At 46.1% G+C, this 18,184-nt stretch carries 18 protein-coding genes; 9 read left to right on the forward strand and 9 right to left on the reverse strand.

The annotated features are described in order from the left end of the window. Nucleotides 1-18: 18 nt before the first annotated feature. The 4 genes from QUB20_RS10770 to QUB20_RS10785 all read right to left on the reverse strand — a co-directional run bounded on the left by QUB20_RS10770 (nucleotide 19) and on the right by QUB20_RS10785 (nucleotide 2,195). Nucleotides 19-294: a hypothetical protein gene (locus tag QUB20_RS10770; RefSeq protein WP_333291340.1), complete on the reverse strand. Its 276-nt coding sequence runs from the start codon at nucleotides 292-294 to the stop codon at nucleotides 19-21. A 138-nt stretch (nucleotides 295-432) separates the two neighbouring features. Then, nucleotides 433-813, reverse strand: coding sequence for a retroviral-like aspartic protease (locus tag QUB20_RS10775; RefSeq protein ID WP_333246104.1), 381 nt, complete (start codon nucleotides 811-813; stop codon nucleotides 433-435). Nucleotides 814-850: 37 nt separating this feature from the next. After that, complete coding sequence (locus tag QUB20_RS10780; RefSeq protein ID WP_333243378.1) at nucleotides 851-1,165, reverse strand: hypothetical protein; 315 nt, start codon at nucleotides 1,163-1,165, stop codon at nucleotides 851-853. A 91-nt stretch (nucleotides 1,166-1,256) separates the two neighbouring features. Next, nucleotides 1,257-2,195, reverse strand: a complete 939-nt coding sequence (locus QUB20_RS10785) for a ribonuclease Z (RefSeq protein ID WP_333246102.1) — start codon at nucleotides 2,193-2,195, stop codon at nucleotides 1,257-1,259. A gap of 264 nt (nucleotides 2,196-2,459) precedes the next feature. Between QUB20_RS10785 and QUB20_RS10790 the strand changes: the two genes are divergently transcribed. Both QUB20_RS10790 and QUB20_RS10795 read left to right on the forward strand, forming a co-directional pair. Next, the gene (locus tag QUB20_RS10790) at nucleotides 2,460-3,635 is read left to right on the forward strand and encodes a SpoIID/LytB domain-containing protein (RefSeq protein ID WP_333246100.1); all 1,176 of its coding nucleotides are present in this window, start codon (nucleotides 2,460-2,462) and stop codon (nucleotides 3,633-3,635) included. Between the two features lie 456 nt (nucleotides 3,636-4,091). Continuing rightward, entirely contained in the window at nucleotides 4,092-4,316 is a 225-nt protein-coding gene (locus QUB20_RS10795; protein ID WP_015174403.1) for a hypothetical protein, read from the forward strand. A 191-nt stretch (nucleotides 4,317-4,507) separates the two neighbouring features. Here the strand turns inward: QUB20_RS10795 and QUB20_RS10800 are convergent, their stop codons facing one another. Next, nucleotides 4,508-5,830, reverse strand: a complete 1,323-nt coding sequence (locus tag QUB20_RS10800; RefSeq protein WP_333246098.1) for a hypothetical protein — start codon at nucleotides 5,828-5,830, stop codon at nucleotides 4,508-4,510. A 753-nt stretch (nucleotides 5,831-6,583) separates the two neighbouring features. Between QUB20_RS10800 and QUB20_RS10805 the strand changes: the two genes are divergently transcribed. From QUB20_RS10805 to QUB20_RS10815, 3 genes are all read left to right on the forward strand, one after another. After that, nucleotides 6,584-7,105 carry a photosystem I assembly protein Ycf3 gene (locus QUB20_RS10805; protein ID WP_333039118.1) on the forward strand — a complete coding sequence of 174 codons (522 nt, stop codon included), beginning with the start codon at nucleotides 6,584-6,586 and terminating at the stop codon, nucleotides 7,103-7,105. Nucleotides 7,106-7,343: 238 nt separating this feature from the next. After that, on the forward strand, nucleotides 7,344-7,625 hold the full coding sequence (gene gatC, locus QUB20_RS10810; protein WP_006635952.1) for an Asp-tRNA(Asn)/Glu-tRNA(Gln) amidotransferase subunit GatC: 282 nt from the start codon (nucleotides 7,344-7,346) through the stop codon (nucleotides 7,623-7,625). Between the two features lie 208 nt (nucleotides 7,626-7,833). Then, entirely contained in the window at nucleotides 7,834-8,550 is a 717-nt protein-coding gene (locus QUB20_RS10815; protein ID WP_333246096.1) for a TrkA family potassium uptake protein, read from the forward strand. Here QUB20_RS10815 and QUB20_RS10820 read toward each other — a convergent pair. The 3 genes from QUB20_RS10820 to QUB20_RS10830 all read right to left on the reverse strand — a co-directional run bounded on the left by QUB20_RS10820 (nucleotide 8,507) and on the right by QUB20_RS10830 (nucleotide 13,720). Then, a complete protein-coding gene (locus tag QUB20_RS10820; RefSeq protein WP_333246094.1) occupies nucleotides 8,507-10,138 on the reverse strand; it encodes a sodium:proton antiporter in 1,632 nt (543 codons plus the stop codon). The genes QUB20_RS10815 and QUB20_RS10820 overlap by 44 nt on opposite strands. A 117-nt stretch (nucleotides 10,139-10,255) precedes the next feature. Beyond that, entirely contained in the window at nucleotides 10,256-10,783 is a 528-nt protein-coding gene (locus QUB20_RS10825; protein ID WP_333246092.1) for a hypothetical protein, read from the reverse strand. Between the two features lie 222 nt (nucleotides 10,784-11,005). After that, a complete protein-coding gene (locus QUB20_RS10830) occupies nucleotides 11,006-13,720 on the reverse strand; it encodes an HAD-IC family P-type ATPase (protein WP_333246090.1) in 2,715 nt (904 codons plus the stop codon). A gap of 431 nt (nucleotides 13,721-14,151) precedes the next feature. Between QUB20_RS10830 and QUB20_RS10835 the strand changes: the two genes are divergently transcribed. Next, complete coding sequence (locus QUB20_RS10835) at nucleotides 14,152-14,556, forward strand: BON domain-containing protein (RefSeq protein ID WP_333246087.1); 405 nt, start codon at nucleotides 14,152-14,154, stop codon at nucleotides 14,554-14,556. A gap of 261 nt (nucleotides 14,557-14,817) precedes the next feature. Here the strand turns inward: QUB20_RS10835 and QUB20_RS10840 are convergent, their stop codons facing one another. Next, the gene (locus tag QUB20_RS10840) at nucleotides 14,818-15,195 is read right to left on the reverse strand and encodes a hypothetical protein (protein WP_333226292.1); all 378 of its coding nucleotides are present in this window, start codon (nucleotides 15,193-15,195) and stop codon (nucleotides 14,818-14,820) included. Between the two features lie 157 nt (nucleotides 15,196-15,352). Here QUB20_RS10840 and rppA point away from each other — a divergent pair, with 157 nt between their 5' ends. The 3 genes from rppA to QUB20_RS10855 all read left to right on the forward strand — a co-directional run bounded on the left by rppA (nucleotide 15,353) and on the right by QUB20_RS10855 (nucleotide 17,959). Beyond that, nucleotides 15,353-16,030 carry a two-component system response regulator RppA gene (gene rppA, locus QUB20_RS10845; protein ID WP_333243404.1) on the forward strand — a complete coding sequence of 226 codons (678 nt, stop codon included), beginning with the start codon at nucleotides 15,353-15,355 and terminating at the stop codon, nucleotides 16,028-16,030. A gap of 18 nt (nucleotides 16,031-16,048) precedes the next feature. After that, the gene (locus tag QUB20_RS10850; protein ID WP_333246085.1) at nucleotides 16,049-17,329 is read left to right on the forward strand and encodes a HAMP domain-containing sensor histidine kinase; all 1,281 of its coding nucleotides are present in this window, start codon (nucleotides 16,049-16,051) and stop codon (nucleotides 17,327-17,329) included. Nucleotides 17,330-17,407: 78 nt separating this feature from the next. Continuing rightward, nucleotides 17,408-17,959, forward strand: a complete 552-nt coding sequence (locus tag QUB20_RS10855; RefSeq protein WP_333246083.1) for a DUF3124 domain-containing protein — start codon at nucleotides 17,408-17,410, stop codon at nucleotides 17,957-17,959. Nucleotides 17,960-18,184: the final 225 nt, after the last annotated feature.

Here is an 18,184-nt window from a genome sequence, read left to right on the forward strand (position 1 = left end):
CTGTAGTCAACAAAACGGTTACTGATTTTTATTGACGAACTTATAAGCTTGATAACCTCCGTAGGTTAAAAGTGCCCCTACTGCCACAATTCCTGCAACTGGCAGAGTCACTGGAGCAGCAACAATAGTTGTGGCTGTCGTTGTCAAGCCCAACCAACCTGCGACACCAGCAGCAGGCACTGTTGCAGTAGTGGCTATAGGTACGGTGGCAATTGTAATTGAACCCGCCAATGACGAACCACCAAGTGAACCACCAAGTGCAGCGATTCCAGCGAGCAAATCGTTTTTTTCCATTTTTATAACTATTATGATAATTACATATTTCATAATTTACTGCATATTTTATGTCCTGTCAATATCGAATCAAAAAAAATTAGGATTTTCCAGTGTATATACCGGGCTGCAACGCAGCTTTTTAAAAGATTGATAATCTCAACCATCCTTAAATTTAGGACACACTTCAAACGCTAATTGTGACCCATAAAAACAAATATCAAACTCAGTAAAAAAATTAGTGCGCCCTAAAAGAATGGGAATATTATTCACCCTAGTCCAGGCAAAAACTAACTGAACTGGCTCAAAGTCCCCTACTTTTGCCAAGACTAATAACCCTTTTGTTTCAGCACTCGCTAAATTCCCCGCTAAAGTAACAGAAAATCTTTGCTCTTCCCAAATTGCCCCTAACTGCACCCCAACATTATAGGGCAAAACATTTACGCTAGCTCCTGTATCCAGTAAACCCATAACCTCAACAGAACGATTTTGATAAGTTAGTGTTAAAGGCAGATACGGAACATCAGCTAAAACACCCATTCCATCTCGTTTAGGTTGAAAAGGATATCGCCTACTATTAAACATTTTGAGTTTGTTTCTGCTCAATTTCTAGGAACTGCGTCAATTGCTCTGCTGCACTATTAGAAGTATGTACTGAATACATAATTTCAGCAGATTCATTACCCATGACAATTCCTTCTTCTTTTGCCAATTCGGCTATTAAAAACAGCATCATTTGAAATTTTTCAGCACGGGACAATTGAAGCAGTTGGGCTAATAATTCAAGATTTGACATAAAACGCCATTGAATTCGTTTTTCTATTTTACCATGACCTTGAGATTTAAACCACTCCATAACAGCAGTGTCAATCCTTAATTCCTGAACAGGCAAGATGCCTGTTCCACAATCAAAATCAAATTGACTCTTTGTGGAACAGGCATCTTGCCTGTTCTTGAGAATAGTGCAACATCTCAGATTAACCCTACTCTTCAACAGGCCGCGGCACTTCATAAGTCAAAAAGTCATAGGCCATTTTCGTATTCGGAAAAATAGCCTGCGCTTCCTTGAGCAAATCATCCAGGACGATCGCATTTCCCGGAGCATAACGCGGGCTAAAATGCGTCATAATTAGCTGTTTCGCCCCAGCGATCAAAGCCACTTGAGCCGCCATTGTCGAAGTTGAATGCAGGCGATCGAAGGCCATTTGAGCATCTTGATGAGCAAAAGTCGCTTCATGCACCAACAAATCAGCATCCTTTGCTAATTCCACGGCCCCGTCACAAAAAACCGTGTCGGTACAGTAAACAAACTTCCGCCCGACTTGATCCGGGCCGCAAAAATCCGTACCTTTAAACTGTCGCCCGTCCTCTAACTTTACCGTCTTTCCTTGTTTTAACTCGCCGTAAATTGGCCCGGAAGGAATGCCTGCAGCCTTCGCTTTTTCTACATCAAAATGTCCCGCACGATCTTTCTCAGTTACTCGATAACCAAAAGCAGTAACTCGGTGCTTCAAAGGGCCACAACTAACAATATATTCGTCATCTTCATAGATAACTCCCTCATGGATTTTGTGTACCTTCACCGGGTAAGAAAAATGAGTTTGAGAATAACGAACGCCAGCTTGCAAATATTCTTCAAGTCCCGGAGGCCCGTAAAGATCGATGCGCTTGACATTCCCCGCCAAACCGCAGCTAGCCAGCAAACCCATTAAGCCGAAAATGTGGTCGCCGTGCAGGTGAGTGATGAAAATGCGGCTTAGTTGGCTGACTTTGAGCTCGCTGCGGAGAAACTGGTGCTGAGTTCCTTCGCCGCAGTCAAACAGCCAGAGTTCCGCTCGCTGGGGCAAGCGGAGGGCGATGCTGGAAACGTTGCGCGATCGCGTGGGTACGCCGGAGCTAGTTCCGAGAAATGTAATCTGCAAGAGTCAAATCACCTCAATTAAGTCTTAAAAAATATGTTACATATATCCAGAGTGCGGCTGATCCGACATACAGGAAATAGTCGCAGGCAGGAACCGGGATAAATCGCTGTTCCTGGGAACATCTACTTGCTAAAATCATTTTCGACAAGCGCACAGAGTGCCAAACCCAATTCTAACGTTTTCTTTCTTCCGTTCCCCTTCCTTTTTCCCTTCCCTTCCCTTAAAAATTCTTAAACTCACACAGCACAGGAGGAAAATTTTCAAATGCAGTCAGGAGTATTCTTTGTTTCCGTTCTTTCGACATTAAAAAAACGCTACTTTTGGATTTCCTTGTTGTTTTGGCTGGCAATGGTAGCCCCAGCACAGGCCGCACTGATCTTGCGAGTGGCGGTACAAGACGGGGCCAGTCAGGTAAAAGTCGGCAGTTCTACTAAGGCTGCAATCCGCGACGGTAGCGGGCGCAATTTGGGCGAACTGCCGGCAAACAGTTCTCAGTCGGCTCAATTTCGATCGGGAACAGTGGCAATTGGTCGCTGGGCCGCCAACCAAGTTTGGATCGAGCCGACGGGGAACGGTTATGTTTGGATTGGCGATCGTTGGTATCGGGGACGCACCCTTCTAGTTCCCCAAAAAGGAGGCTTGACTGCCATCAACTACGTCGATATCGAACAATATCTCTACAGCGTTCTCGGCGCCGAGATGAGTGGCAATTGGCCTCAAGAGGCTTTGAAAGCCCAAGCAGTCGCCGCCCGTTCCTACGCTATCCACCAGCGCCTCAAAAGCGAAACCGACCTTTACGACGTTGACAGCACTCAGTATTCGCAGGTTTACAAAGGACTGCAAACAGAATCTTCTGGCACTTATTCGGCAGTCGATGCAACCGCCGGTCAAGTTCTCGCCTACAACGGTCAGATTATTTTAGCAGCTTTCCACTCTGCCTCTGGGGGCCATACTGAAAATGTCGAGGATGTTTGGACGGAACCCCTGCCTTACCTGCGTGCTGTTCCTGATTTCGACCAAGGGGCCCCGGTTTACCAATGGAAAGAAAATTTTTCTCGGGCTCAAATCAGCAGTAAGATTTCTGGCGTGGGCAATGTGATCTCGATGAAGCCAGAACGCACTACCGCTCACGGCAGCGTTTTGAGGATGAAAGTAGTCGGAGATGGCGGTTCTAGGGTCATGACTGGCGCAGATTTACGCCGGGTTTTAAATTTGAGGAGTACGCGGTTCACCGTGATTCCTCAATATGGGGGCGGTGGGAACTCAAGGAACAGCGGCCAAGCTCCTACCGGTTTTCAAGTTGCTGGCAAAGGTTTCGGCCATGCTGTAGGAATGAGCCAGTGGGGTGCCTACAATTTGGCCAGACAAGGATACGGCTACCAGCAAATTTTGTTGCACTATTACCGAGGTGCTACTTTGGCTAGAATTGCAGTCCAGTAACTGCTGGGAGTGGGCAAAAAAGAAGTTCGGCAACGGATTATGTAACGGATGTAACGGATGTCAGGAAGAAGGAAGAAGGAAGAAGGAAGAAGGAAGAAGGAAGAAGGAAGAACGGAAAAACAACTATTCCTGTATCTCTGACTTCCGTGTCCTGAATACAAGGAATTGGGAACTTGTACGGCCCTTCGACTACGCTCGGGAACCGCGTAGTGGCAGGCCAGAAACCGCGTAGCCGAAGTATTGGAAATTGGGAATTGGGAATGACTAATGACTAATGACTAATGACTAATGACTAATGACTAAGCTGTCACGCATTTAAATTGCATATTCAGGGCGGGCGAGACGCCCACCCCACAAGAATTAGATTGTTTTTTGACATTCTATTTAAATGCACAACAGCTTAATGACTAATGACTAATGACTAATGACTAATGACTAACTACATTAAGGATTGCTATGCAAAAGTGGGAGTATTTATTTGTGGATGCGAATATGTATCCTTTTGGAAACAAGCTGATTAGTTTATATGTAAACGGTGAAGAACAGCGAGATTGGAAACAAGGCTCGCTGCATCTATTTGTCAATCATTTGGGGGAGGAAGGATGGGAACTTGTGGCTCTGGATCATGACTCGAAGTATGACCAAAATTGTTTAATCTTTAAACGCCCTAAGCTTATTTAATAAAAATTAGAGTAGGAAAAATTATGAGATCAATAAAATTTGATATTTGCCACAATTATTAGCAATGAGATCAAAGCCCGTTCCCCAACAAAGATATTTTCTTGTGGAACAGGCATCCTGTCTATTCTTGAAAATGGTGCAAAATTTTAGCAACCTAACTTAACAACAAACAACGGTTTTTTTCATTAGTATTACAAGTTTTCGGATCGATCGATCCGGCGCTGCCACTCGGCATCTATTTTGGCTGACTGTTCTAGTTCTTGTTGGGTTAATTCTGTTTCTGTTGTATAAGCTAAGTCTTCTCCTGTCAGAACGTTTTCTGCTGCAAATTCCTGGGCGTAGGCTAGTTTTTTGAGCAAGTTGGCATCGGGTTCGTTTAATAACATTGCTCGCTGCTGACGCTCTTGATTGCGGGATTCTATCCGGCTATTTTTCCACTGAATCCAGAAGTAGCGAATTAAAGGAATTGCGAGAAATCCGACGCCGTAAATCAGGATCATGGGATAAACAGCGCTGACGAAACCGATAAATCCACCGACGAGCAAATTATTAGTTAATAGATTCCCCAAAACTAACGCACCGACAAGATTGACGGCTCCTAACCCTGCTGCGAGCATGATTTGGCCGGAACTGGCGTTGCTAAAACGCCACAGCATTTCTCGCAAATAAGCTGCTACTGGTTCAGGATTTTTCTGGACGGCTGTGGTTTGCAATTGCGGAAAATGGTAAATTATTTGCCCTTCGGGACTGACTTCAGGGCGGCCGTCAAAACGGGCGAGAGCCGGTAACATATATTCTTCGTATTCTTGGGCGTATCCTTGTCCGAGATTGTCTAGATATGGAGCAATTTGTTCGGCGGCGACGGCGCCTCGGTTGTTGCGAATTGCGGCGGCAATATCGCTCCATTTGCGCTCTTCTAGATTGTTATTGGGGTTGCCGTCTCCAAAGAGAAAGGAGAAAACTGCTTCTAGAAAACTCATCTGGGGTTTTTGGCCAGTTAAGCGCGATCGCTGCTGGTAGTATGGTTGGTCATGGTTCCAGTAAAATATCCAGCTTAAGTCGTTCCAGAAGTAGGGAAAAAAGGAAAAGCCGCCGCCTCTGCCGCCCCCGCCACCACCGTCTCCTCCTCCCCCGTTATTGCTGTCGCTGCTGGAGAGTAAACTGGAGATTAAAATAGTGATAGCAACAAAAATTAAGAGGATGGAAGCTACCAGCACTATGCCAAAAGATATCCGAATCAGGTAAAATAAAACTCGCCAGATTTTTTGCCACCATTCCTGCAACTGCAAGCGCAAGAATTTGTTTCGCAAAATATCTCGAAAGTTCTTGGGAAATAGGTAGGCAATGTCGCCGGATTCTGCTACTTGCAGGTTGCCGCCTGCTTCGGAGGCGAGGGTTAACAGTTCTCGCTGGGCAAAATTGACATCTAATCCAGCTTTTGCCGCCACGTCTCCAACCGTAACGCGGTAGCCAAGTTGTTCGACGGCTTGCATAATGGTGGGATTCGGAGCCATAGGTTTCTCTCTGTGAAAATTACCCGGTTATTTTTATTATATATTGCGGGAATTCGAGCTGGTTTTGGCGATCGGCTTTCTGATTTTTTTTGATGCTGCCCTTGACAATCAAGCATCCAGGATACCCGCCACGTGATTCATCCGTCCAGAAATAAAAAACCTGTATCCGATAAAGGCGCCCCCGAATTTATCTCGCGCAAGTCAATGCTAAAATCTAAAATCTAAAATCTAAAATCTAAAATCGATTGACTTTGGGGCAAAATATTGCTAGTGTTTTGCCGAATAACTTTTAAGTATGGGCTAAACTCGGATAGCTTAATAAAACTTTGTGATGGAATTTCTCCTCGGCAGGTTATTTGCTTGTTTGCTCTGAGGGTCAAGGAGGGGGGATTATGGCTACATTTATTGGGTACGATGTGCGATCGCCCGTAAGCGTTGCTTCCACAAGAGGATAGCCCCTGCACCCTCCAGCAGAACTTTTCCTTTCGGCGCGGGTTTTTGTAAGTTTTGTGTAGAGTGCCAGAGATATGTTAAAGAAATCTAGTTTTTTTGCCAGTCTTGCAAGACTTATATAAAATAGATAGAGCTTGCGCGGGTGTTAAACCCAAGGGCGTGTTTTAAGGTTCGCACTTGCGATCGACTAAACTTTTTAGCGCCCTCAACACAACGGCCCACTACAACAGTGGCGCAATTATTAATAGCAAAACTTTACAGGCTAATTTTTCTGATTAGCCACTAACCAAAGAATCGCATATGCCAAGAACTCAACGCAACGATAACTTTATTGACAAAAGTTTCACGGTAATGGCTGATATCATCCTCAAGATTATGCCGGCCAAAAAGCAGGCGAAGGAAGCTTTTGCTTATTACCGGGATGGTATGTCAGCTCAAGCAGATGGCGAATATGCTGAAGCGCTGGACAATTATCATGAAGCGCTGAAGCTGGAGGAAGATCCTTACGATCGCAGTTATGTCTTGTACAATATGGGGCTGATCCATACTAGCAACGGCGAACACGATAAAGCTTTGGAATATTACAGCGAGGCTTTGGATCTCAATCCGAGAATGCCACAGGCACTAAATAATATTGCTGTAATTTACCACTATCAAGGGGAAAAGGAAAAGGAAGCTGGCAATATTGAAGGCGCGGAAGGGCTGTTTGATAAAGCTGCGGATTATTGGAAGGAGGCTATTCGCTTGGCCCCAAACAATTACATTGAAGTGCAAAATTGGCTGAAGACAACAGGCCGATCGCAAATTGATGTGTATTTTTAACTAGGATGGGCATGGGGCATGGGGCATTCGTTATTTGTTCTATAGCAATCCATGCAGGAGTCGTAAACTTTTTACCCCACCCCAACCCTCCCCTTATCAAGGGGAGGGAGTAAGAAATTCACAAATGATGCGAGGATTGCCATATGTTTGTTGTTTGTTATTGTTCTTAATAACCAATTCCCCATTCCTCATTCCCCATTCCCCATTCCCCATTCCCAATTTCCCATTACAGATTTTTATGATTGACAGAGAAGAAGTTCGGAAAGTAGCGAATTTAGCGAGATTGGAATTAACGCCGGAAGAAGAAGAGCAGTTTACTGGTCAACTTAACGGTATTTTGGATTATTTCGAGCAGTTGAGTGAACTCGATACGAGTAAGGTGCAGCCGACAACGCGGGCGATCGATGTTAGTAATGTAATGCGATCGGACGATTTGCAACCTTTTGCTAAGGGAGAAAGTATTTTGGAGGGAGCTCCCGATCGCGATGGGGAGTTTTTCAAAGTGCCTAAGATTATGTAGGGTTCCCGCTGCGTAGCTAACTGAGGAAAATCACTTGTGGGGCTGGCTCCCATGCCAACCACACAAGCAGATTAAACTAAGTGTGGAACAGGTAATAAGTAAGCCCGGTATAAGCCACCCCACAAGCAGATTAAACTGATAAAAACCCAAAACAATCTCACTCATAGGGATAAATCTGTAACGTTCATTCTTGGGGTGACAAATAGTCATGTACGTATTAATTGGTGGAGCAGGAATGATGGGGCTGGGTTTAGCCCAGCAGCTATTAAAAGTCGGTCATACGGTTGCCATCATCGATGCCGACCCGCTTGCTTGTCGCTTTGCTCGTGAAAAAATCGGAGTAATGGCATTTGAAGGCAGTGCGGTGAGTACAACGGTTCTTCTGGAAGCGGGAATTAAACAAGCAAACGCAGTCGTTGCAGCACTCAGAGATGATGCACTCAATTTAGCGCTGATCACCCTATCTAGGAGCTATGGCATTTCGCATATTGTGGTGCGAATGCGCGATCGCGAATTCATGGAAGCCTATCGACTTGCCGGAGCCAGTCACATCATCAGCACTATTGATTTGGCAGTTGGATCAATGGCGAATGCGATTGAATATCCCCAAATCGAGTCGATGATGCACTTTGAACACGGGCAAGTCGAGGTACTAAAGCTGCCAGTTCCAGGCGATTGCAAGGTGGCAGGTAGCACCGTTGCTCAAATTGCTCAAGACCCCCGTTTTCCAACAGGTTCGCTGATTATTGGTTATCAATGCCATGCCTGCGCCAATCTGGAGATTCCAAACGGCAATACTGTTCTTGAAGCAGGTTCTACCATCTTGGTCGTCACCCGTCCAGAGCTAGTTCACCAAATGATTGATTACCTCGGCATTCGCGCTAGTCATCTGCCAACGTTAGAAGTTTCTCATCCAAATCTTTGATGTAAGGATGAACCAAATCCTCTGGGACAATTCGCTTGCGGAGGGCATCGCTAACTGCTCCTTTTTCTGCTATAAGCAATCGCCGTCGAATCGTATCTAGCCCGCTGCGATCGCCCTGTACTTGCCCGGCCCGATGTTGATTGTAGAGATCGCGCAGCACTCGCTCAGAGTGCGCTACTCGTGCTTGATATGATGCCCATAACTCCTCGTAAACTGCCTTCGGCAACACACCAGATTTCAGCAAACTATCTAGCTCATCTTGAGCCGCTTTGGAAGCAATCAACTGAATCTGTAACTGCCCAGCTTCCTGCATTACATCAGAAACACGGCTAATTTGTAACCGTTTTACCAGCCAGGGTAAACTTAATCCTTGTCCGACCAAGGAGAATAAAACTGCACCGAAAACCAGGGCAATGATGTTATCTCGTCCTGTCAATCCCAGAGGAATACTAAGCGCCAGTGCCATCGAGAGTGAGCCTTTGATGTTTCCCAGAAACAGAACGTGTTGCCAGCGCAGGGGAATCGGACGATCGAACCACCGCAGCGCCGCTAACAACAGATAAACCGAGAGAATCCGTCCCAGTTGATACGCCAAAATAACGAACAGAATGGATGGCAAAATTCTCCACAGTGTCAGCGGGTTAATCTCAATGCCGATCAGCAGAAAAATAAATGTATTGACCCCAAAACCAGCGTACTCCCAGAAGCTGAGTAGCGTAATTCGATCCGAGGCTGACGTACTGCGAGAAAGCCCCAGATTGCCAAAAATGAGTCCGGCGATCACCACAGCCACCGCACCGGATACCCCCAAAAATTGCCCGATTTGGAATGTTCCTAACGCCAGCGCAACAGTCAGCAAGAGACTACTCAATGGGTCATTTAATCGAACAAATATTGGTAGACTCAAGTAACCTAAGATGACACCCACGAGTCCCCCACCCAAGGCAACCACGAGCAGTTCCTTGACTCCTCCCACGACGGTAAGAGAACCTGTAGCATAAACGACTAGAATCAAATTGAATGAAACCAGGGCAGCCGCATCATTGAACAGAGTTTCTCCCTCAACAATGGTGGACAATCGAGAAGGCACACGGATCTCTTTAAAAACCGCGATCATTGAGACAGTATCCGTATTTGCCAGAATGACTCCGATCAGTAACGCCGGAATCCAGTCTAGTCCTAGCCCAAATTTAACCAGAACAGCGATAATTGCTGAGGAAAAGATCGAGCCTGGACCTGCCAGCAGGGCGATCGGCTTAAAGGTGCTGCGGAGACGGCTGATATCAGTATTGATAGCTGCTTCAAAAATCAGAATTGGTAGGAAAAGATTTAATACTAAAGAGGGGTCTAAACCAATTCGACGCGACAAGAGCTCGGTAATGGGCAAGCCTGCTAACACTAAGCCCGTCACATAGGGAATTCGCAACCGTTGGGTTACGAGTGCCACAACAGTTGCAATCAGCAGCAGAACGATCGAGATGATGACCAATTCAGAAATAACTCCTGCAGTTTGGCTATTTGTAGCAGGATCGCTGCCCAAGGGAGTTGCTTGCGCTACAATCGACTCGATCGCCGATATTCCTGTCATAAATTCGTTTTCCTCACAGAAATTGACAGATTAACTACGGTTTTAGTCTACAGGAAACGGTTCACTATGCTGTAGGCGGAACCGCAAGGTAATTGTCTTTCTTATATTACCTTGAATTTATGTAGCATCAGAGACACGCCACGTCAGAATCTCCCAACGTTTAAGGACAGGTTCAGCAATCACGATCTCATTTTCTCTTGCCTCCATCACGATCAAATAATCTCCCTGGTTAAATCTGTTATTGTAAATTCTTGCTTGTTCTTCGGGCACCAACCATCCTTGAAGTGCGCCATATAGACCCCCAGCAGTTGCAGCAATCCCACTTCCAAAGAAAGTTGCTAAAATGCTTTCCACCGCTACTGCTTGACCAATACCGGGAATTAGCAGGCTGCTGAGTCCAACAATTAAGGCTAGTGAACCTAGTCCTATGCTGCCGTATATCGCGCCTACTTGTGCGCCTGCTGCTCTTGTGATAAAAATTTGCTGCACACCCAGAGAGTCTAAATCATCATTGTCAGAAGGTTTAGCAATCACTGAAATTTTGTGCATGGGGAAGTCGCTACTTTTTAGCTCAACTAGCGCCTGTTTTACGTTTCGATGATTAGTAAATAGGCCGCTAGCACGTTTGAGATTTTGGGAAGTCATGATAAATATTCGATATTCAACGCTACAAAATTGGTAAAGAGTGTGTAAATTCGCTTGCAATGACCAAGAATTTCTTGATGGTACCCGCCACGTGATTTATCCGTGGAATCAATCCAAAATCTCAAATCTCAAATCCTCACGCCCCCGAATTTATCTCGCGCAAGTCAATCCAAAATCTCAAATCTCAAATCTAAAATCGAATGACCTCATCACAAAAACTACTTAGTTTAGAGGTGCAAAACGCTTTAGCAAAGCTGACAAAGCAATCATTGGCAGTCCGAATCCGATACAAATTAAGCCTTGGATTGCGCTCAAAGCTTCAGTGTTGAATAACTGATTCATAATGCCCCATTGGCTAAACAGGAATTGGAGAATGAAAATAGCCCCAATGCCGATCGCTACCGCATAGCCAACTGATTCATCTTTACCGCGCAGTTTGGCGACGATCGCCGGAACGAAGCGACTGATGCTTAATAGGTAAAAAGCTTCGGCCGCTACCAATGCTTGAATTGCCATTGTCCGGGCTAGAGCTTCATTGCCTGTGGTTTGGACGATCCATTCAAACATCCCAAAGATCACAATCCAGTTAAATACCGAAACTGTCAGAATCCGAGCGGTCAGCCTGCGAGACAGCAGCGGTTCATTGGCCCGTCTAGGTGGATGTTGCATGACATTGGGAGAGGGCGGCTCAAATGCCAACGGTAAGCTCAACGCAACTGAACTGACCATATTCAGCCAGAGAATTTGTACTGGCAAAATGGGTAGTGGAGTTGCCAAAAGTACGGCAATCAAGATGGTCATGGACTCTCCACCATTCACGGGCAGGATGAAGGCGATCGCCCGCAGCAGATTCTTATAAACCGTGCGCCCTTCCTCAACTGCTTTCTCGATCGAAGCAAAGTTGTCGTTTGTCAACAGCATATCCGCTGCTTCTTTTGTAACTGCGGTGCCTGTAATACCCATCGCTATCCCAATGTCAGCTTGCTTCAGGGCGGGAGCATCGTTAACTCCATCTCCAGTCATCGCCACAATCTCACCCTTAGACTGAAGTGCTTCGACAATGCGGAGCTTTTGCTCTGGTGCGACACGAGCAAACACGCAGCTTTGTTCAACAGCATTGGCGAATTGCTGCTGATTCATTTGAGCGAGTTCTTGACCCGTAAAAACGGGAGCCTCTTGGGTTTGATTTAGTCCCATTTGGTGCGCGATCGCTGCTGCTGTTTTGGCATGATCGCCCGTAATCATCTTGACCTGAATTCCCGCAGATCGACAGGCTTGAATCGCTTGAATCGCTTCGGGGCGAGGCGGGTCGATCATGCCTTGCAGCCCCAGAAAAGTTAACCCTTGTTCAATATCAGAATGGTCAATTGAAGATTGAGAAGCGGGTACAACTTTCTTGGCAAGTGCCAGAACTCGTAACCCTTTTTTCGCCATTCTGTCCACAGTTTCCTCGATCGGCGCGGCGTTGAGGGATCTCGGCTTTCCCTCTTCATCGAGCATCTGGTGACACCGCTTGAGAATTGCCTCGATCGAACCCTTGACATAAATCAACCGTTGTGGGCGATCGTCATGTAAGGTTGCCATGTATTGAAACTGAGATTCAAACGGCAGTGTATCGAGCCGGGATAGCGATTCCTCCAGTTTCTCAGTAATTAACCCCGCTTTTTGGGCTACCGCAACCAGCGCCCCTTCCGTTGGACTACCAACTACAGTCCAGTTTCCATCTTGCACTTCTAGATGCGAATCGTTGCACAAAAGTCCTGCTTGCAGGCATTCATATAAGGCAGGTGCGTTCCTCAAGTCAACGGAATGTCCATTTACAGAAATTTCCCCGTCTGGTGCATATCCTCCACCGCTAACCCGATATCGCTTTCCACCGGCATCAATCTCTTGAACTGTCATTTGATTCTCAGTCAAGGTTCCGGTTTTGTCAGAACAAATCACGGTGGTGCTCCCCAGCGTCTCAATTGCCGGAAGTTTGCGAATAATGGCGTGCTGCTTTGCCATCCGGGAAACCCCGATCGCCAGTGTCACCGTTAAAATCGCGGGTAAGCCTTCAGGAATTGCGCTGACTGCAAGCGCCACAGATGCCTTGAACACCTCAACCCAAGAAAATCTCTGGGCAATGCCTGCAGCAAAGGTGAAGGCAGCCAAAGCTAAAATGACATAGAGCAAGGTTTTGCTAAATTTGTCAATTTTGCGACTCAGTGGGGTTTCCAGTGTGGTACTTTGCTGCATGAGTTGGGAAATGTGTCCCGTCTCGGTCATGTCACCAATGCTGACGACGAGTCCGCGTCCTTGTCCAAACGTTACCAGGCTTCCTGTATACGCCATGTTCGTGCGATCGGCCAGTGCAGCGTCTGCCTCTAGCGCCTGGGATTGCTTCTGAACCGGGACAGATTCTCCCGTTAACGCTGACTCATCGACTTGTAAGTCACGGACTTCGATCAGCCGCAGATCCGCAGACACTTTATCCCCAGAAGACAGCAAGACGAGATCGCCAGGAACCAGTTCACTGGATGAAACCACTTGCTTTTGACCATTGCGGAGAATGGTTGCTTCAGTTGCAACAGATTTTGCTAAAGCGGCGATCGCATTCTCTGCCTTTGACTCTTGAACGAAACCAATGGTGGCGTTCGTCAGAGCAACCCCCAAAATTACACCTGAATCAATCCACTCTTTCAGAAATGCTGTTACTATCCCAGCAGCTAACAAAATGTAGATTAGCGGCTGATTCAGTTGCTGAAAAAATCGCAACCAGGCACTTTGCTGCTTCTGAGCCGTTAGTTGATTGGGGCCGAGGATCTTGCGCCGTTCGGCTGACACGTCGGAAGATAGACCTATTTCCAGGTCAGTCTCTAAAATCCGAGCTACTTTCTCGACAGAAATGTGATGCCAAGAGTGTTCTACTAATTTTTCTACATTGGTTGCAGTCATAACGTTTCTTGTCAAGCCAACTGCTTCTTTGTTATTTCGTCTTGTTTCTAGCGTCATTGATGAAAGTGAGGGAAAAGTGAGCGACTGATTTCTGTTACTCACATTTGGATCACATTTGCTCCCTATACTTAGGCAGAGAACCGATTAAGATAACTTATAAACTTGCCAACCTTAGTTCACTCGATTTGATTTATTGTTACCTTTTATTAAAAGGGTTGTAAAAAGCATTACTTTTGATGGATGAACTATGGTACATTTACTTATACAAGTTCTCAAAAAAGTGAGGTATGCCCTATGCCCACGGAGGCCTATGCCCATGAGTACCTCATAGGAGAGCTCGAAAGGCTATATTGAGTTCAAATCCTCAAAGACTTCATGCTGAGGTTTATCGGCAAAATTGCGTTTCACAACAAACAAAACAAACAAAGAATATGCAATTATTAAAGCTATTGGTGCAAGGAATCAGCGTCAGCACTGTTGCTATTTTGGGTTTAGGTGCTTGCACCTCCCCCAATACTCCACAGACAACTGTTCCATCTACTTCTGCTCCCACAACTGCCACTGGAAATACGACTGTTCCAACCACTCCAGCGCCTGCAACCACGACCGCACAGACGCCTCAGAATCAAGACATTGACGATATTGCCGATCGCGTAGAAGATGCCTTAGACTCCGATGCCACTCTCAAGCCGTTCGATTTGGACGCAGACGATCGGGATAATTCGATTGTGTTAACAGGGCGCGTTCAAACTGCAGAACAAAAAGCATTGGCAGAACAAATTGCTCGGCAAACTGCAGCGAATGTTTCCATCACTAACGAAATCGTTACTCAGTAGTTATTAATCCTCAAGCGGCAAGAGTATGGGACGCTTCTTGGTGCTTGAGGAATTGCTCGATCCCAGCCAGGAAACCTATGGATTTGGCAACCTTATTTGACTGGATGCGATCGCAAAAATAAATAGGACGGGCTATCCGGCCCGTCCCACAAAAAAAAAATAACTCTTGTGGGATGGGCCGGATAGCCCGTCCCATCAATTGATGAAAAGGATTTTTGCAAGAGGTCTACTGGATACGATCGCAATATTGAAACACTAAACTTATTCAACAATTTCGTAACGGACTAACTGGCGAACATTTTGACGTGATAACTGGAGTTCTTGCGCGATCGCTGCCTCTATCTGGGTTGCGTCAGTCATTGGCAATTCTAATTCCAATCGCTTCAAAATGGGTTCTGCTGTTTCTACCGCAACCTGGGTGGTTCCTTGTTTTCGGTTAATCACCGCGTTGATCAGCAATATATTGACAGACACCGTTGCTTTAAGCTGGGTATCTGCCTGAAGTTTATTCTTTACTATCTGGGGTTGTTGTAATTCTTGAGCCATTAGGAAACTAGAGCAAACCCAAAACGCGATCGCCACAAACGGCAATGGCAACCAAAACTCTGCGCCTGATGCTTTTAGCCAACGTCTAATCATCCGCTATTCTTTCCCATCCATTCTGAGCCTAATACTATCTATTGGCACTTTAATACAACTTAATCTCTCCTAAAATCTAGCTTAAAGAAGATGCGCGAATCACCTCAAACTCTAATAATTCTGAAAACTGCAAGCTGCGAAGGAGGCGAGCCGAGATATGAGAGTTTTGCTGGTGGAGGACGACCCAAAGCAACTGATGCCGCTTCAAACAGTGCTGTCTCAAGCAGGACATAGCGTGGATGGGGTAAAAGATGGAAAGACGGCACAGTGGCTGTTGTCAGAAAAAGAATATGATTTGTTGATTTTGGACTGGATGTTGCCACATATCAGTGGGGTAAATCTCTGTCGTCAATATCGATCGGCAGGGAAAACAGCGCCGATTTTGATGATTACGGCAAGAGATACCACGCCGGAAAAAGTGACCGGGTTAGACGCAGGTGCAGATGATTACCTGGTGAAACCGATCGACTTGGTTGAATTCATGGCACGAGTGCGGGCCTTAAGACGGCGATCGCCCCTTTGGCAAGGAGATACGCTCAGCCTTGAGGATCTGCACCTCCACCTCGATACTCTTACTGTTGAGCGACAAGGTGCAACCGTTTCCCTCTCCAGTCGCGAGTTTCAGTTGTTGGAGTATTTTATGCGCCATCCCCGACAGGTTTTGACTCGGAATCAGATTGAACAAGGCGTGTGGGAATGGGGGACTGAACCAGAGAGCAATGCGATCACTGTTCTAATTCGCAAACTCCGCCAACGCTTGCAGGCTGTAGGATCGGCAGACTGGATTGAGAGCATTTACGGTATGGGTTATCGCCTCACTTCCCCTCTCAAGTAAAGATCGTAAAGGCAAGTCGTGTTTAATCAAAGTCGTCGCAATCTGGCTCGTTGGTTCACCCTCTCAATGGGAAGCATTCTCGTGCTGTTTGCTGGGGCGATTTATCAGATTGAGGTAAAAGATAAACTAGAGGCGCTCGATCGACTGCTGTATGACAAAACTAGAGTCATGGCTGCCAGCGTACATTATGAAGTTCGCCAAAACCAGAACCAGGTCGATCTGAGTCATGTTTCCTTGTTAGGCAGTGGTTCCCATCCCCTTGCTGAAGATCTGATTTACGTGCGCTGGTATAACGCACAAGGGCGGTTAGTTCGTTTTTTTGGGAATTCTCCTCCCCAGCAGTTAAATACGCCTTTTGGTTATCTCACAGTTCGATCAACCGATCCACTTTTGGGAAAAGGAATCTGGCTGCGTCAGGTGACATTACCCGTTGAAGGTAGAACAGGGGTACTCGGTTATCTTCAGGTTGCAACTCCCCTGACAGAAACTCAAAACAGGCTCACTGAGCTTCAGATTGTGCTAACTCTCGCTGTCCCGCTGACACTGGGCTTAATTGCCCTCACAGGTTGGTTTCTCAGTGGGCTGGCCATGCAACCGATTCGGCAAGCCTATCAGCAGCTTCAGCGCTTTACAGCCGATGCCTCTCACGAGTTGCGATCGCCCCTGTCTGCAATTCTCACTAATGCCCAGCTTGGGTTGCTCATCGCGGCTGATGATTCACGTTACCATCCTCCCTTAGAAAACATTGTAGATAGCGCAAAATCAATGGGAGCGCTGGTGAATAATTTACTGCTGTTGGCTCGTCATCAGGGGCGACTTGCGCCGGAATCGCTCAGGTTAATCAATCTCAACGAGCTCCTCAGCAATTTAGCAACCCAGTTTCTCGCACTTGCAGAAGCCCAAAATATCAAACTAACCTGCCAATCACCGGAACAACGGATTGAATTATTGGCCGATCCTGATTTGCTACGGCAAGTAGTCGAAAACTTGCTTTACAATGCCTGTAAATATACTCCTGTTGGCGGAACTATACAGATACGCCTAGTTCTTCATTCCCATTTGGCAGTCATTCAGATAATCGATACGGGAATTGGTATTCCAGAAGTGGACTTACCCTATATTTTCGATCGCTTCTATCGAGTAGACACCGATCGCTCGCAGGAGAGTGGAGGCTTTGGGCTGGGGTTGGCGATCGTCGAACAAATTGTCAAGGCACACAGCGGACAAATACAGGTGACGAGTGAAGTGGGCAAAGGCTCAACTTTCCAGGTTGAACTGCCGCTCAAACCTTATCACTAAGCCACCTCAAACGAGAGAGAAGGTGCACTCTGCTTTAGACGTAACTGCAATGTATGTGGTGTATTTGGATGAATGCCGATGAAGTTTAAACATGATTTCTGGGTTGGTTGGGCGCTAGGGGCGATCGTCCTGAGTTCTTGTTGGAACCAAACTACCTCACCAAGACAACAACCCGATATAAAACGTGAAATTTCACTGAAAGCAGTCCCGTTAGATAAAACAAAAGTTGTGATGGGACAAACCGTATATGTCCCTATTTACTCACATATTTATCACTACAATAGCAAGGATCAAGTCATGAATTTGTCAGCCACGCTCAGTATCCGCAATACGGATCTGACGAATTCGATTATTATTACTTCTGTGCGTTACTACGATAGCGATGGGAAATTGATTAGGCAGGACATTAAGAGTCCTGTAGAACTCAATCCGCTTGCTTCCACAGACTTTTTTATTGCAGCAGATGATACAAGTGGAGGCTCAGGTGCAAACTTTATTGTGGAGTGGGTTGCAGAAAAAACGGTTTATGATCCTGTCATTGAAGCTGTCATGATTAGTACCTCATCTTCTCAGGGCATTTCATTTATCAGTCCCGCTAAAGTTCTCAAGCAACACAAGATGCAGAAGTGATTTTAGAGGATTAAATTATTGCTTTACAAGGTAGGTTTCGACTCTTATAATGGAAGCATCTCATATTTGTAAAAACACTTATTCTGGCTTCTTCCTTCTTGCTTCTGACTTGTTTCCTACTGGCTCTTGACTCCTAACTCCAATTTCTAGCTTAGGAATGAGAATTAAATAACTTCCACAAGTTTGTGGGATGGGCGTCCCGCCCGTCCAAAAAGGACGGGCGGG

The organism is Microcoleus sp. B4-C2, assembly GCF_036705265.1.
Taxonomy (GTDB): Bacteria; Cyanobacteriota; Cyanobacteriia; order Cyanobacteriales; family Microcoleaceae; genus Microcoleus.

Bases quoted from the DNA above. Each gene is read 5' to 3' on its own strand.
- QUB20_RS10770 (WP_333291340.1), bottom strand. From the start codon at position 294: ATGGAAAAAAACGATTTGCTCGCTGGAATCGCTGCACTTGGTGGTTCA.
- QUB20_RS10775 (WP_333246104.1), bottom strand. From the start codon at position 813: ATGGGTGTTTTAGCTGATGTTCCGTATCTGCCTTTAACACTAACTTAT.
- QUB20_RS10790 (WP_333246100.1), top strand. From the start codon at position 2,460: ATGCAGTCAGGAGTATTCTTTGTTTCCGTTCTTTCGACATTAAAAAAA.
- QUB20_RS10795 (WP_015174403.1), top strand. From the start codon at position 4,092: ATGCAAAAGTGGGAGTATTTATTTGTGGATGCGAATATGTATCCTTTT.
- QUB20_RS10800 (WP_333246098.1), bottom strand. From the start codon at position 5,830: ATGGCTCCGAATCCCACCATTATGCAAGCCGTCGAACAACTTGGCTAC.
- QUB20_RS10805 (WP_333039118.1), top strand. From the start codon at position 6,584: ATGCCAAGAACTCAACGCAACGATAACTTTATTGACAAAAGTTTCACG.
- gatC (WP_006635952.1), top strand. From the start codon at position 7,344: ATGATTGACAGAGAAGAAGTTCGGAAAGTAGCGAATTTAGCGAGATTG.
- QUB20_RS10815 (WP_333246096.1), top strand. From the start codon at position 7,834: ATGTACGTATTAATTGGTGGAGCAGGAATGATGGGGCTGGGTTTAGCC.
- QUB20_RS10820 (WP_333246094.1), bottom strand. From the start codon at position 10,138: ATGACAGGAATATCGGCGATCGAGTCGATTGTAGCGCAAGCAACTCCC.
- QUB20_RS10825 (WP_333246092.1), bottom strand. From the start codon at position 10,783: ATGACTTCCCAAAATCTCAAACGTGCTAGCGGCCTATTTACTAATCAT.
- QUB20_RS10830 (WP_333246090.1), bottom strand. From the start codon at position 13,720: ATGACTGCAACCAATGTAGAAAAATTAGTAGAACACTCTTGGCATCAC.
- QUB20_RS10835 (WP_333246087.1), top strand. From the start codon at position 14,152: ATGCAATTATTAAAGCTATTGGTGCAAGGAATCAGCGTCAGCACTGTT.
- QUB20_RS10840 (WP_333226292.1), bottom strand. From the start codon at position 15,195: ATGATTAGACGTTGGCTAAAAGCATCAGGCGCAGAGTTTTGGTTGCCA.
- rppA (WP_333243404.1), top strand. From the start codon at position 15,353: ATGAGAGTTTTGCTGGTGGAGGACGACCCAAAGCAACTGATGCCGCTT.
- QUB20_RS10855 (WP_333246083.1), top strand. From the start codon at position 17,408: ATGAAGTTTAAACATGATTTCTGGGTTGGTTGGGCGCTAGGGGCGATC.